16 protein-coding genes and 1 pseudogene are annotated in these 14,560 nt (G+C 39.5%); 2 read left to right on the top strand and 15 right to left on the bottom strand.

What is annotated here, in order from left to right; translation table 11 throughout:
• Nucleotides 1-39: 39 nt before the first annotated feature.
• The gene (locus B806_RS0104760) at nt 40-954 is read right to left on the bottom strand and encodes a lactoylglutathione lyase (RefSeq protein ID WP_017402690.1); all 915 of its coding nucleotides are present in this window, start codon (nt 952-954) and stop codon (nt 40-42) included.
• A gap of 32 nt (nt 955-986) precedes the next feature.
• Nucleotides 987-1,418 (bottom strand): DoxX family protein, encoded by a 432-nt coding sequence (locus B806_RS0104755; RefSeq protein WP_017402689.1) that lies wholly within the window; start codon nt 1,416-1,418, stop codon nt 987-989.
• Between the two features lie 329 nt (nt 1,419-1,747).
• Here B806_RS0104755 and B806_RS0104750 point away from each other — a divergent pair, with 329 nt between their 5' ends.
• Nucleotides 1,748-2,614 carry a LysR family transcriptional regulator gene (locus tag B806_RS0104750; RefSeq protein ID WP_017402688.1) on the top strand — a complete coding sequence of 289 codons (867 nt, stop codon included), beginning with the start codon at nt 1,748-1,750 and terminating at the stop codon, nt 2,612-2,614.
• A 38-nt stretch (nt 2,615-2,652) separates the two neighbouring features.
• Here the strand turns inward: B806_RS0104750 and B806_RS0104745 are convergent.
• The 12 genes and pseudogenes from B806_RS0104745 to B806_RS0104690 form a co-directional block, all read right to left on the bottom strand.
• A pseudogene (locus B806_RS0104745) lies at nt 2,653-2,853 on the bottom strand (TetR family transcriptional regulator); the annotation flags it as partial.
• Nucleotides 2,854-2,892: 39 nt separating this feature from the next.
• Nucleotides 2,893-3,183, bottom strand: a complete 291-nt coding sequence (gene catC, locus B806_RS0104740; RefSeq protein WP_017402686.1) for a muconolactone Delta-isomerase — start codon at nt 3,181-3,183, stop codon at nt 2,893-2,895.
• Between the two features lie 13 nt (nt 3,184-3,196).
• The gene (gene pcaF / locus B806_RS0104735; protein ID WP_017402685.1) at nt 3,197-4,411 is read right to left on the bottom strand and encodes a 3-oxoadipyl-CoA thiolase; all 1,215 of its coding nucleotides are present in this window, start codon (nt 4,409-4,411) and stop codon (nt 3,197-3,199) included.
• Between the two features lie 11 nt (nt 4,412-4,422).
• Nucleotides 4,423-5,076, bottom strand: a complete 654-nt coding sequence (locus tag B806_RS0104730; protein ID WP_017402684.1) for a 3-oxoacid CoA-transferase subunit B — start codon at nt 5,074-5,076, stop codon at nt 4,423-4,425.
• Nucleotides 5,077-5,094: 18 nt separating this feature from the next.
• Nucleotides 5,095-5,766, bottom strand: coding sequence for a 3-oxoacid CoA-transferase subunit A (locus B806_RS0104725; RefSeq protein WP_017386040.1), 672 nt, complete (start codon nt 5,764-5,766; stop codon nt 5,095-5,097).
• A gap of 81 nt (nt 5,767-5,847) precedes the next feature.
• A complete protein-coding gene (locus B806_RS0104720) occupies nt 5,848-6,780 on the bottom strand; it encodes an alpha/beta hydrolase (protein ID WP_017402683.1) in 933 nt (310 codons plus the stop codon).
• Nucleotides 6,781-6,843: 63 nt separating this feature from the next.
• A complete protein-coding gene (locus tag B806_RS0104715; protein WP_228132073.1) occupies nt 6,844-7,755 on the bottom strand; it encodes an alpha/beta hydrolase in 912 nt (303 codons plus the stop codon).
• A gap of 9 nt (nt 7,756-7,764) precedes the next feature.
• Nucleotides 7,765-8,538, bottom strand: coding sequence for a substrate-binding domain-containing protein (locus tag B806_RS0104710; RefSeq protein WP_017402681.1), 774 nt, complete (start codon nt 8,536-8,538; stop codon nt 7,765-7,767).
• A 63-nt stretch (nt 8,539-8,601) separates the two neighbouring features.
• Nucleotides 8,602-9,441 (bottom strand): amidohydrolase family protein, encoded by an 840-nt coding sequence (locus tag B806_RS0104705; RefSeq protein WP_017402680.1) that lies wholly within the window; start codon nt 9,439-9,441, stop codon nt 8,602-8,604.
• 79 nt (nt 9,442-9,520) lie between these two features.
• A complete protein-coding gene (locus tag B806_RS0104700; protein WP_017402679.1) occupies nt 9,521-10,339 on the bottom strand; it encodes an SDR family NAD(P)-dependent oxidoreductase in 819 nt (272 codons plus the stop codon).
• A 1-nt stretch (nt 10,340) separates the two neighbouring features.
• Nucleotides 10,341-10,904, bottom strand: coding sequence for a hypothetical protein (locus B806_RS0104695; protein WP_017402678.1), 564 nt, complete (start codon nt 10,902-10,904; stop codon nt 10,341-10,343).
• Nucleotides 10,905-10,934: 30 nt separating this feature from the next.
• Entirely contained in the window at nt 10,935-12,257 is a 1,323-nt protein-coding gene (locus B806_RS0104690) for a C4-dicarboxylate transporter DctA (protein ID WP_017402677.1), read from the bottom strand.
• 417 nt (nt 12,258-12,674) lie between these two features.
• On the opposite strand from B806_RS0104690, the gene B806_RS0104685 reads away from it, so the two are divergent.
• Entirely contained in the window at nt 12,675-13,586 is a 912-nt protein-coding gene (locus tag B806_RS0104685; protein ID WP_017402676.1) for a LysR family transcriptional regulator, read from the top strand.
• Between the two features lie 32 nt (nt 13,587-13,618).
• Here the strand turns inward: B806_RS0104685 and B806_RS0104680 are convergent, their stop codons facing one another.
• Entirely contained in the window at nt 13,619-14,173 is a 555-nt protein-coding gene (locus tag B806_RS0104680; RefSeq protein WP_017402675.1) for a TetR/AcrR family transcriptional regulator, read from the bottom strand.
• Nucleotides 14,174-14,560: the final 387 nt, after the last annotated feature.

The raw sequence follows: 14,560 nt of genomic DNA, 5'->3' as shown, positions 1-14,560 counted from the left end.
CAATATGAGTGTTGTTTTATCAATCATTAAGACAATAAATTACTTTGTAGCGGTATGAATTTCAGCAATATAACCACCCGGGAACTGTACCATCGCTGCTTCACGGCCATCTGACTTATAAGCATTCACCAAGATTGTCGCACCCGCTTTTGTCGCTTTATCTAAAGTTTCAGCTAGATTTTTAACTTCATAACCCGTCATATCATGCCCATATGGATATGGAAGATGACCATCGGTGACCAACACTGTCATTTTGCCGAAATCAGACTCAACGCGAATACGTCTATACGTTTCATTTGGACGTCCAATTTCAATACCAGCCGCCTTTGGATTATCTGAAACCACTTTACCATGCGAGAAATTGACGAACTTTTTAACGAAAGAATCTGCACTTTGTTTTGAAATATAAATACGATTTTCTGGCACAGTTTCTAGTTTGTTATAGCTCGGTTTAGTGGTGTGCCAATAAAGTTGCATATTCACGCCACCCGGCCATTGAATGACTGCATCACGCCCGATCGGATCTGGAAATGTCTCAACAATGACATCAGCGCCATTTGCTTTAGCAGACTGCACTGCCGCATCCATATCTTTGACTAAATAGCCTGTTCTTTCCAAGCCAAAAGGATGTGGGACTGGAGTTTTAAAACCGAATACAGACAATGTTCCTACTGGGGTCAATACAAGTTGGGAAATGGTCTGGCTTGGTGTTGGAGTGACCTGAAAAACGCCTTGTTTAGATTTAGTTCCCCCAAATGTTGCCACTAAGCTATCGGTAAATTTATCGAAGTCTTCGGGGTTAACATACACATGTGTTGTATCGTATTGAGGAGCTACGCCGGGTGCTTCACTTTTTACACTCGTTGTTGTCTTGGCTAAAACCTGAGGAACAATGGCAACATTGGTGCCCACTAGCATTGTGCTTAAAAGCAAAGCTGATAATGATTTACGCATAAAAGACTCCTATTAGAATTAGATGCTGTAGCTTATTGTTTGTTTGGTTGTTGATTAGAAAGAATAGTGACCATCACCAGAGCAGCGATAAGACCGAGGTGTTCGAAAAAACTATTAAACGTACTAAAAAATGCAGGACCTGTATGATTCCAAAAGTCGTTGGCAACTAGCATCGCTATTGCGGTTAAGCAGCCTAAAGCCCCTGCTCCTAACCAGACAAAACGATTAAAAATAACCAAGAGCGAACCCACAATTTCAATCACAATCGCTGCGGCTGCCCAGAGCCAAGCCGGTTGCAAACCAAAACTTGCTTGCTCCTCAATAGCCGCATGAAAACCGATGAACTTATTAATTCCACCAACCAAATAGGCTGAAACTAATGCAACTCGAAGAAGTGGAAGCAATCCATGAATTGATAAAATCATTTTAACCCATACTGGATTATTATTAATCAAGCCACTCATTTCTTTACCTCATTGATATTCTTTATTTCTAATCATTTATAAACACCCACCCCAGTATTAATAAAACGATGTATTTAATATAAGACCAGTTTCTTAAAAATAATTTTTTAAAACCAGATAAAATTTTTTAATTTTAAAATACTACCTATATATTTTTATAAACCACCAAGTAAATCCAAATAAAAGACAAGATATATAAAATCAAAAATAAACGTAAACTACTAGATACCTATTTAAATACAAACTGTATCCTCAAAAGATACAATGATTGATAAGTAAAAGATCATAATATAGTTTATCGACACGCCAAGTTAACCTTTCAAAATTTAATGGATAAACTAGACTGTATTTATACTTTCATTAGTGTCGTAGAGAATGGAAATTTTAGTAATGCCTCTAGAAATTTAGGTATTACTCGAGATCAAGTCTCTAAAAGAATTTTTTATCTAGAAAGTTTATTCAGTACATCATTGTTTACGCGCAACACCCGAAAGATGGACCTCACCCGCTCAGGAGAGAAGTTTTATCAGCGTTGTAAAGTTATTGTTAAAGAGTTAGATTTGGCTGCCAATGACTTTATCTATGACCAAAAGTACCCAGAGGGCATATTAAAAGTTAGTGCTCCACATGCTTTTATTCAAACTTGCTTTTCAGATATTATTTCTAATTTCTTAATTCAATATCCTAATATCGAGATTGATTTATTATTTTCTGAAAAAACATCGGAAATAAATGAACATAAATTCGACATTATTTTAAAAATTGAAGAGGAAGTTAGAGAAGAAAATATTTTTATTCTAAATAGCTATAAAAGAAACTTTTATGCAACAGCTGCCTTTTTAAACAAATATGGAAAACCTAAAAGCATAGAAGAATTAAGAAAACACAACATATTTTTATATTCAAGAGCAGATTTAGAAAATAAAACCATTAATTCGACACCTCAATTAATCTGCAACAATATAGAAATACTTTTAGATCTATGTAAGAAAAACAAGGGGATTTTATATATTCCGGATTTTTTGGCTAAAAAATATGAAGATGAGGGAGTGATTATTAATTGCTCTCAAGACATTTTTTCTACAAAACTTCATTTTTATGCAACCACGCCCTATGGATCAAAAATTCCCAAAAAGGTTCAGCTTTTCTTAAACACGTTAAAACAACATTTTCAGTCTATTACTGAAGCTTTATAGCTTAGAACTTTTCGATCTCATAGAGCTATTGGTTTTCATTAGCTAAAAACCAACCCCGCCAAAAAACAATCCAGCCCTTTTTCCCGTTCGATTGCCGCATCCGAGCTTAAAAGCTGAATAATTGCACCTTCAATCATATATAAAAATAATTTGGCATCCTGAAAAGTTGCATCGTTTTTGAGTGTTCTAAGTTGGCTATAGATTTCATTGATGAGCCATGTTCTATATCTCACTGCGGTTTCATGGACTTGTGAATATATAATTGTTTAATTCAATTATTAAAGATCACCTTCTCTCACAGAAGATGGATGTCGGTTTAAAGCGATCACTTCAATTTTCATGTAAGGATAAAGTGGTAATCCTTGTAATAAGTTATGCAGCTCTTCATTGCTTTCGACATCAAAAATACTAATGTTTGCGTACTGCCCTGTTATTCTCCATAAATGGCGACATTTACCTTGTCTTTGAATTTCTTGAGAATAAGCACGTTCTCTTGCTTTAATATCTTCAATTTCCTGCTCAGTTAAATGGCTAGGTAAAATCACATCTTTTCGTACGTAAAATAGCATTAGTTCTTTCCTTTTAAATAACACGTTCAATAATCAAAGCGATGCCTTGACCTACACCAATACACATTGAACACAAAGCGTAGCGACCACCTATTTGTTCAAGCTGGTTTAAGGCTGTAGTGACTAGGCGTGCACCTGATGCACCAAGTGGATGACCCAATGCAATGGCACCACCATTTGGATTTACCTTGTCAGAATCATCTGGTAAACCTAAATCACGGGTCACTGCCAAAGCTTGCGCAGCAAAGGCTTCATTGAGCTCAATTACATCCATCTGCTCTAAAGTCAGGTTGGCTTGTTTAAGTAATTTTTTAATTGCAGGCGCTGGAGCAAAACCCATAATACGTGGTTCTACACCCACCGCTGTTGAAGCAATAATCTTGGCACGGGGTTTGAGGTTATAAGCCTGAACTGCTTCGTCAGATGCAATGAGTAGAGCTGCTGCACCATCATTAATGCCTGAAGCATTACCCGCAGTAACTGTGCCATCTGCTTTTACAACAGGTTTAAGTTTGCTTAAACCTTCCAGGGTAGTCGATGCACGTGTATGTTCATCGGTATCAATCACAACAGCATCACCCTTACGCTGAGGGATTTCAACTGCCACGATTTCTTTAGAAAAAAAGCCTTTGGCTTGCGCGCTTGCGGTGCGTTGTTGGCTCACCAAGGCAAACTGGTCCTGATCTGCACGATTGACGTTAAACTGTTCAGCCACGTTTTCGGCAGTCTGGGGCATGGTGTCTACACCATACAATTCTTTAAGTTTCGGATTAATAAAACGCCAGCCCATGGTGGTGTCTTCAATCTTCTGGCTACGGCCAAAGGCACTGTCTGACTTACCCATCACATAGGGTGCACGGCTCATGCTTTCTACACCACCTGCAATCACCAAGTTCGCTTCACCTGCTTTAATAGCACGGGCAGCAATGGCAATCGCATCAAGTGATGAACCACACAAACGGTTAATGGTGGTTGCTGGTACTTGATACGGTAAACCTGCAAGAAGTGCTGACATACGGCCGACATTACGGTTATCTTCACCCGCTTGGTTAGCACAACCATAGATCACATCATCGACCTGTTCCCAATCTACATTTGGGTTACGCTGCATGAGCGCTTTAATCGGCACAGCACCAAGATCATCGGCACGGACAGGTGCAAGGCCACCGGCATAACGGCCGAATGGAGTACGGATGGCATCGATGATATAAGCGTTTTTTAATGTCATTTCCTACTTCCTTACCCTTGAGTCGCATCAATCAGAGTTGCACCCGTTAAAGCCTGTAACTCATCAAAGCTAAGACCTTCCACTTTCTCAATCACCTTTAAACCATCATTGGTCACATCAATCACACAAAGATCGGTGTAAATACGATCAACACATTTTTTACCTGTAACCGGATAGCTCAGCTCAGCCACAATCTTCGGCTCACCTTGCTTGGTCACATGATCTGTAGTGATAAATACTTTCTTGGCACCCACAGCTAAATCCATCGCACCACCCACAGCAGGAATAGCATCCGGTGCCCCCGTGTGCCAGTTGGCCAAGTCACCATTCGCTGCCACCTGAAAGGCACCGAGTACAGCAATATCAAGGTGACCACCACGCATCATCGCAAACGAGTCGCCATGATGGAAAAAGCTACCACCTTCAAGCATGGTCACAAACTCTTTACCCGCATTAATCAGTTCAGGATCTTCTTCACCTGCAGCGGGCGGTGGGCCAAAAGCCAATAGGCCATTTTCAGAATGAAGAAAAATATCTTTATCGTCAGGTAAGTAGCTCGCAATCTTGGTCGGTAAACCAATGCCTAGGTTCACATAGGCACCATCTGGAATATCTTGTGCCACACGTTTTGCAATCTGGTCACGGCTGAGTTTCTGGTAGCTCATGTTATTTCTCCTTATTGCTTACTGTGCTGGCGCTACTTGTACAACGTGCTGTACAAAGATACCTGGGGTGATGATGTGCTCTGGGTCTAAACCACCTAGCTCCACAACTTCAGAAACCTGAGCAATAGTGACATCCGCAGCCATCGCCATAATCGGGCCAAAGTTACGTGCAGATTTACGGTAAACCAGATTGCCCCAGCGGTCGCCCTTGTAAGCTTTAATCAAGGCAAAGTCAGCCTTGATTGGATATTCAAGTACGTAATCTTTCCCATCAATCTCACGGGTCTCTTTACCTTCGGCCAAAAGTGTTCCAAAGCCTGTTGGAGTAAACACAGCGCCTAGGCCCATACCGGCTGCCTGAATACGACACGCCAGATTACCTTGCGGTACCACTTCAAGCTCGACCTTTCCAGCACGGTACAGTTCATCAAATACATAAGAATCTGACTGACGTGGGAAAGAACAGATGACTTTTTTAACCGAACCGGCTTTAAGCAATTTCGCCAGACCATAATCGCCATTACCGGCATTGTTGCTGACAATGGTTAAATCTTTAACACCGAGTTCAATCAGACCATCAATGAGTTCAGCGGGTTGTCCTGCGGTACCGAAACCGCCAATCAGAATGGTTGCACCATCTTTGATTTGCGATAGAACCTCGCTTAGTGAGGACTTACTTTTGTCAATCATATGGAAAAGTCTCTTAAAGCCTTAATGCACAAAATCGATTAGAAACGAACGTTCTTGAACGTTCGTTTCTTTAAGGAACAACTATGATTTTTTCGCGAATTGTTGTTTAGCAAATTTACCAATGGCTTCCGCTAAAGCTTTCGGTTGCTCTGGAACTAAGGCATGACCTGCATTTTTAATTTCGACTATCGTCACTCGATCCCCTAAAGCACCTTTTAAAACACCTCTTAAAGGTTTAGGCGCAACTGTGTCATATTCTGGTTGAATATCTAAAATTGGTGCTTTGCCAGCAGCAAAATAGTCATCTACAGGAGTGTTATTACGCGCATAACCTTGTGCATCGTGTGCTTCGTGGTGCCAACCAGTTAGCCATACGCGCGGATCATTCATTGGTGCAAAGAATGCACGTTTTAAATATTCAATACGCTTAGCTTCTGGAAGCTCTTCATTTCCAGCATTATCAATCGCCTCACGAATCTCAGGTCCAATTGGTTTACCTCTATATCCCTCAGGCACTTTACCTGCGGAAGCGCCTGCTAACACCACCCCTTTAACCAAATCTGGACGTTGCGTTGCGACCATACGGGTTGGGAAATTGCCCCATGCATGACCGACTACAATTGCAGGACCAGCTTTAAAATGTTCGATCACTGCTGCAACATCATTTCCATAATCTTGAATATGCAGTTTTTCCATTGGACCACGGCTTAAACCAATTCCACGAACTTCAGGTCGAATCACTCTAAAGCCTTGTTTAACTAAATCTTGTGCAACCACATCATAGTCACGTACAGAACGTCCTAGTGACGACATAATCACAATAGTTGGTCCCTTCCCTTGTACGTAGGCTTGAATAGAAACATCACCATACTTCACCATCTCATAAGGCACATTGCTTACCTTAGAGGCAGCTGCCGTATGCGTTGCTGGTGAAACGTTTGTTTGCTTTGCTTCCGTAACTGTTGCTGTGACTAATAATATTGCTGTAGATAAAATAGCTAAGGTTTTGTTCATCTTAATCAACTCCATGTTTTAGATGATTGTGGTTTAAAAATTAAATAAGCAGATTTAAGTCAACTAATTGGCTGAATAAACTTGTTTGGAAAATTTGGCTATCGCATTTGCCATCGCTTCTGGTTGTTCTGGTACCATCGCATGACCTGCGTTTTTGATGACCTGTTCAACAGCTCGTTCAGGCAAATACTCTTTCATTACATTTTTGACGACAACGGCATCGTACTCTCCTTGTAAATCAAGGATTGGAACCGTTTTTCCACCTGAAAAATATTCATCAATTGGCGTCACAATTCGTGCATGCGCTTCAGCAGCATGGTTTTTTTCATACCAACCGTTTAACCACACATGTGGATCATTCATAGGTGCGAAGAAAGCTTGTTTTAGATATGAAATACGTTGTTCTTGAGGAAGCTTATAATTGCCTGCGTTATCAATTGCATCTCTTAAACGCCCATACGGTTTTTCAGTTGAATCTTTAGGTAACTTACCTGCTGAAGCAGCGGCCATGACAATACCGCGAACTAGATCTGGTCTGTCAGCAGCAAGCATACGTGCAGGCTGACTTCCCCATGCATGTCCAACGACTACCACTGGTCCAGTTTTTTCAGCATCTAAAACTAAAGCAACGTCAGCAGCAAAATCATGGAGAGTTAAATTCTCTAAAGGTCCTGTACTGCCATTGATACCTCTAGGTTCAGGACGTATTACTTTAAAGCCTGATTTTGCAAGATAATCTGCAACAACATCAAAATCCCTAGCTCCACGACTTAACGAAGGCAATAATACAATTACGGGGCCCTTCCCTTGTACATAGAACTCAATTGAGACATCACCTTGTTGGATCTGCTTTTTATGAACAGAGAAATTTGAAATTAAATTTGCTTGATCCATATTAGATTCAACCTTATCAAGACTTGAGCATCCCATGAGGCTCAATGATGTCGATAAAATTACAGTTAAGTATTTCTTCATGGTGATTCCTCACTGACCCAGTGGTTCCAACCCACTGTTGGTCAAAATACTTGCTGCTTGTTTAGACTTTAAAAACTGTACAAATTGAGCTGCGATTTGAGGATGTTCAGCTTTTTTTGAAATAACTGATGAAAACTTACTAACGTATTGCAAACTTTCAGGTAAAGGTGCAACAAAGGTAATCCCTTTAGTATGCTTAAGCTCACTAATCTGTTGCATTCCCACATCAGCCTGATGTTCTGCTAACACTTCTCCGACCAGTTTTTTGCCTGGAACCTCAAGCCCTTTTGTTTGCATTTCCTGTTCAATATTCAATTTTTTGAATAAGGTTGAACGAATATAGACACCACTTGAACCTTGAGAGTAGGCAACTTTTTGAGCAGACAATAAAGCCGCCTTTAGGTCTGCTTCATTTTTTAACGGCGGTACTTTAGTACCTTTACTCACAGCCAAACCAATTTTTGAATTTGCCAATTCAGTGCGACTAGACAAGTCAAAATTTTGACTCAATTCATTCGATTTAAGTGCATCATCCAAAATAATAGCCAAGTCCATTTTTTCATTGTTTTTAATTCGCATTGGTAATGATTCAGGAGACTTTCCGGCAGATGGCCCCCATTCGATATGAACCGTATTTCCAGTTAATTTTTCATACATCGGAATAAGGGTATCCATAGCACCATGAAAAGAACCAGATGCAATAACATTTAATTGCGCTGCATGTGCTGGCACGACCATAGCAATTGATAAGCCCATTCCTGAAACTAGTTTTTTTAAACTCATTTTTTAACTTCCTTTTAAGTGAAGAAGTATTCAGTCAATGAATACTTCATTGGTTTTAAAACATTAATTTTCTCTGAAATATAAATTCCGTGGATTATCGACAAATACGGCTTGTAGTAATTCAGGCGTATCGAGTACTTTTAATGCAAACTTTAAAAGCTCATCATCATTAGGAACCTCACCTTTTACATTTGGATGAGGCCAATCTGTTCCCCACACCACGCGGTTTGGTGCAAGTTTGATTAACTTCTGAACCCAATTCAGTGAAGCATCCCAAGTGCTGGCAGGTTGTCCATTCTGTGCGCGATCAATTCCGGAAATTTTTAGCCAATGCTTCGGATTAATCATGACTTGTTGCAACTTGTTAAAAGTATTTTCTGCATCTTGTGAATCAAGCAAATTAGGTCGTGCCATATGATCAATCACAATATCGACATCTATGTCTTGCCACGCTTCAATCGCTGGGAAGATATCCTCAATTTTTCCGTGTATCTGAATATGCAATCCGAGCTTTGCAACTCGTTCAACCAAACCTCGTAATGCTTGTGGATCATGATTTCCAGGCAAATGCCCCATCATGTTAAAGCGAATGCCACAAATTCCGCCGTGCTTTAATTCAACAAGTTGTTCATCTGTAATATCGTGATCTACTAAAGCAACTCCTTGATAATTAAAGTTACTTTGTTCAATCGCATCTAAAATGATGAAGTTATCTGAACCATAGGCAACAGCTTGAACAAAAACACCATGTTCAATTCCTAAACTTTTGTGTAATTCAAGCAACTGCTTAAATGTTGCTGGTTCAGGATGATATGCAGCATCTTCAGGTAACGGAAAACGATCAAAAGGCCCGTATATATGAAAATGGCAATCCCATGAACCTTTTGGCAAATTAAATGACATAGTACTTCCTAAACAAATCTTATTAGGTTCAACAAATATTCCATGTACCTCACATATTTGGAGTTACTCAGAATTCACCTTAATCACAACGTGCAGTCATTCCGCCATCGACCACAATTTCTGTTCCAGTAACAAAACGGGCTTCATCACTTGCTAGAAACAGAGCAGCAAAAGCTGTATCACGACCATCTCCCATAAAACCTGCGGGAATTCGTTTTAAACGACTTTCAAGCAATTGATCGACATCACCGCCAGTACGTTGTCCTGCTAAACGGACCTCAACCATTGGAGTATGTAATTGACCAGGCAAGACAGTGTTTACGCGTATTCCTTTAGGGGCATATTCGACAGCAGTCACTTTTGATAATTGAATAATCGCGGCTTTACTTGCGGCATAGGCAACTTGCGGAGCACCTGTAAAACGGATTCCAGAAGTTGAAGCCGTATTTACAATCGAACCACCGCCTTGTTGCTCCATATATGGAATGGTGTGCTTACAAGTTAAAAAGACGCTTTTTAAATTTAAGTCGAGTTGTTTGTTCCAAGCTTCTTCTGATAATGCGACAGCTCCACCAGCGGCAGAACCACCTACGTTATTCACTAAAATATCGACACGACCATATTTCTCTACACAGGCTTCAACCATGGTTTTAACTGACTCACTGTCAGTCACATCACATGCAAAAGGGGTTACTTCACCACCGAAGTTTTGAATACGATTTAAAGTCTCTTGCATTGCATCAATCGAACGATCTACAGCAAAAATTTTTGCCCCTGCTTTAGCAAAAAGTACTGCCGCGGCACGACCATTTCCCCACCCCGGACCAACACAACCTGCACCCGTAATGATTGCAACTTTGTCTTGCAAACGTCCTTGAGGATTAATTTCATCAAACATATTAAATTCCTGCTTTTGGAGTTGGTAATTCAGGAGCTACACCTGCTGGGGGTGGAACTTCGAAAACATTAATCGTCATAGAAATAAGGGTGTAATAGCCTGCAATCGCGACTAAATCGATTAATGTATCTGTCCCAAGTAGTTGCTCTATTTCTTGATAAGTCTGATCAGAAACCCTTTTGGTCTCGTGAAGCTCACAAATAAACTGATAAATTAATTGTTCGTCCTTATGAATAAATGCGGGTTGCTCACCTAAACGAATAGCTTCAATGACGTCTGTATTTAGGCCAGCCTCAATTGCATATGGTTTATGAGCAGCCCATTCATATTCAGCGAGCCAGTGTCTACCCATTAGTAAGATGGCTAATTCACTCAAACGCGGCTCTAAACAACTATCGTATCGGCAATATTGACCAAGACTTTGTGCCAAATTGGCTAACTTCGGATGATGCAACCAGATCGCTAAAGGACCTCGCACCCCTTTACGTGGACCGCTTGCAATTGCATCGAAAACAACTTGTTGTTCAGCAGTTAAATGTTCTGGGTCTATCGCTTTTAAACGCATGTCTATTCTCGATATAAGAAGTTGAGATAATTAATGAGATTTATCTAAAACTTGACTTGATTGATTTGAATCGGAGGCTAATGGTGTCTCTACCAAAGAATCTTTCGCCCGTAGCAAACTACGTTTAGGTCTCTTACCTGTTTGTTTTTCAAAAGCATCAGCATCGAAAGCATTTTCCCAACGAGCAACCGCATAGACTGCAAGCGTGTTTCCAATAATGTTGGTAATTGCCATGATAGTTGCCATAATTCGGTCAACACCAAATAACAGTCCCAAACCACCGAGTGGTAAAGTTTTTACAGACTGTAAGGTCGCCGCCAACTTAATAAAGGCGCCGCCAGCGACAGTAGTTCCCCCTTTCGATGTAAAGCTTAAGATTGCTAATAAAACCAACTGGTCGATTAAGCTCAAAGGTGTGTCAGTTGCTTGTGCAATAAAGCCCACCGCAATTGCCATATATAAAGCTGTGCCATCTAAATTAAAGCTATAACCTGTAGGTAATACGAACCCGACAACAGCCTCGTCACAACCCGTTTTTTTGAGCTTTTCAATCAGTTTTGGAAAGGCAACTTCACCTGATGCTGTACCGAACACCAAAAGTATTTCGTCGCGAATCACTTTTAAAATGGTGAGAAAAGGTAGACCAATAATCCATGTCACTGCACCAAGGGCAAACACCATAAAGAAGAAGCATGCTGCATAGAAAACACCAATTAATTTCATTAAATAAATGAGTGTTTCACCGCCGTAACTACCAATTGCAGCCGACATCGCACCAAATGCACCGAGCGGAGCAAGTTTCATAATAAAGCCCAGCATCTTGAACAAGATGGTTTGCGCTTCATCAATTCCTTTAACAATTACAGAGTCTGGGCCACAACATAAATTGATAGCCATACCCGCTAAAATCGAAACAACCAATACTTGCAATACGTTTCCGGTCGCAAAAGCATCTACGATGGTGTGCGGAATCATATTTAAGAAGAAATCAACCGCCGAAAGTGTTGCTGAACCTTTTGCCGCATCAGGTTCGGCTAAATCGGTTGCATGAAGTCCTGAACCGGGCTGCAACACATTGACAAATACAAAGCCAATCAGCATTGCTACAGTTGTTAGCACTTCAAAATAAATAAGTGACTTAACACCCAAACGGCCCAGTTTTTTCATATCTTTAATATGAGTTAAACCATGAACCAAGGTAAGAAAAATCAAAGGAGCTAAAAGCATTTTGAGTAAAGCAATAAATGCTTGACCTAATGGCTTCATTGCCTTTGCCCATTCAGGAGAGACTAAACCCAAAATAATGGCAGCAATAATTGCAATAATTACCTGCACATGTAGTTTTTTTAACATGTCGAATTCCTATATCGAAACTTTAAAATGCTTGTGCTTGAACACATCCCTGCATTTTTTGGCAAACGAATCCCCTATAAACAACATTCATATGTGTTTAGATTTAAATTTAACGGGGGGTTCAATTGTCTAGAGTGATTAACTCATCGAAAAGCTAGATTTAAAAGATAATCTGTCATAGAATCAGTCCTTAATCATATTTTTCCAAATAAACCTGATCAATCCTATTTACTAGATCAGGTTAAAAATCAACAATAATATCAATAACTTTTGACCAAAAAATTGATATATTTTGATAAAGCATCACGTAAATAAGAACCTTATCTATAACTTTCCATACAAGTTCCGTTCATTACGTCTGAATTCATTGTTATATAATCACCATCTTTATGGAATAGGATTTAGGCACTATCAGATATGAATGAAATTAATATCGAACAAATCGACTTAAATCTTTTGAAGTGCTTTGAAATCCTATATGAAGAGCAGAATGCTTCGCGTGCAGCGGAACGTTTAGGAATTACTCAGTCTGCGGTCAGTGCATCTTTAAGACGCCTCAGGGATATTTACCAAGATCCACTTTTCCAACGGACTGGCCGAGGTCTAGCACCCACTACTAAAGCCCATGCTTTAAAACCATTGGTCAGCAATGCCTTAAATATTTTTAGAGAAACACTGATATCTCTACCAGATAATACCAATACATTACAGCAAAGAATTATCACTCTTGGTATGTCAGATGATTTTGAAATTGCATTTGCACAAGAGATTATCGAGCAAATTAGATTAAAATTTCCGCATTATAGAATCGTGATAAAACAGACATACATGCATATTATTGCTGAAATGTTAGTAAAACATAATGTTGATATTGGAGTGACTTCTGGTGGTATTTACTATCACTCTTTGTACCGAGAATTAATGGTTTTAGGTGATTATTCTTGTTTAGTCACTCACCCTGAAGATGCTGTTGATCTGACCTTGGAAAAGTTTTTAGGTTTTGAACATCTATTAATTTCTAATACAGCACAGATCGGAATAGTTGACGAACATTTAACAAAATTAAATAAAACCAGACACATATTTGCATCCACCTCTCATTTTGCAGCCATTCCTTGGTTATTAAAAAGAAAAGGAACGGTTTGTACGCTTCCAACCCATGCTGCAAGAAAAATTTCTGAAATTGTACCCTCACTGATTTATACAAAATGTCCAATTTCGATCCCGACCTACCCGATGGTTCTTTCATGTAGAAAAACATCTCTAAAAGACAAAGCTATTTTGGATGTACAAGAAGTGATTAGATCCGTTATAAATAGTTATAAATAGGATTGTTTTATACGTTGATTTTTTCATTTGTCCTAAACAAATCCCGCCAAAAAAAAATCCAACACCTTTTCCCTCTCAATTGCCGCATCCGGGCTTAAAAGCTGAATGATTGCGCCTTCAATCATATATAAAAATAATTTGGCATCCTGAAAAGTCGCATCGTTTTTAAGTATTCTAAGTTGGCTATAGATTTCATTGATGAGCCACGTTCTATATCTCACTGCGGTGATATAGGCTTTTGGATAGGTCAGTTTGGTTTCAAAAATTGCTTTAAATAATAAATAGTATGGCCCTTCTACATCGCTATGTAAGAAATAAAGTTTCTTAAGTTTATCTTTCACGTTTGTACTTTGATCGTACTCAACAATTGAGACTACTTTTTCTTTTAAGCGTTCTTTTTGCACGATCAAACAGATTTCAATAAATCGCTCTTTAGAGTGAAAGTAGTTATAAAAAGTTGCTTTTGGAGTGTGAGACTCTTTCACGATTCGATCGATGCCCACGGTATGAAATCCGTGATGGTGAAACAGATGAATTGATGTATTAATGATTTGGATTGCACGTGTTGAGAGAACTAAATTTGGCATATTTTTACCGTTATAAATTCTTGTTGTTTCTAAACGAGATACTTTTTTGGGAGAAAAAAAGGCATAGCAAAGCCGTAAGACTGTGTTTTGCACATCTCAAGTTTTATTGTTAATGCAAGTTTTTTGAGCCGTAATGACTTAAAGCCTGAAAACCCTAAAGGGCATCAAGCTGCTTTAAATTTTTAAGTTGTGTCGTTATAGCTTTTGGCAAAGACTGCCAAGAAATTATGAATATGCAAAGCCAACTCCTTTTTATTGGGAGTTCTGCCAAACATTTATAGAATTATGGTGGCAGAACGGAAGAAGGTTGACAGACTAGTATTATCTCAAACTAGCACACCCGAGGGTGTCCCTCTCCCGTCCTGAACTGCACCCCATAAGTTAGAC

The sequence above is a fragment of the Acinetobacter sp. TG2027 genome (assembly GCF_000302435.1).
Lineage (GTDB): Bacteria > Pseudomonadota > Gammaproteobacteria > Pseudomonadales > Moraxellaceae > Acinetobacter > Acinetobacter pittii.
Note: the sequence above shows the minus strand (reverse complement) of the source record. Positions and strands in the feature narration are given on the sequence as shown.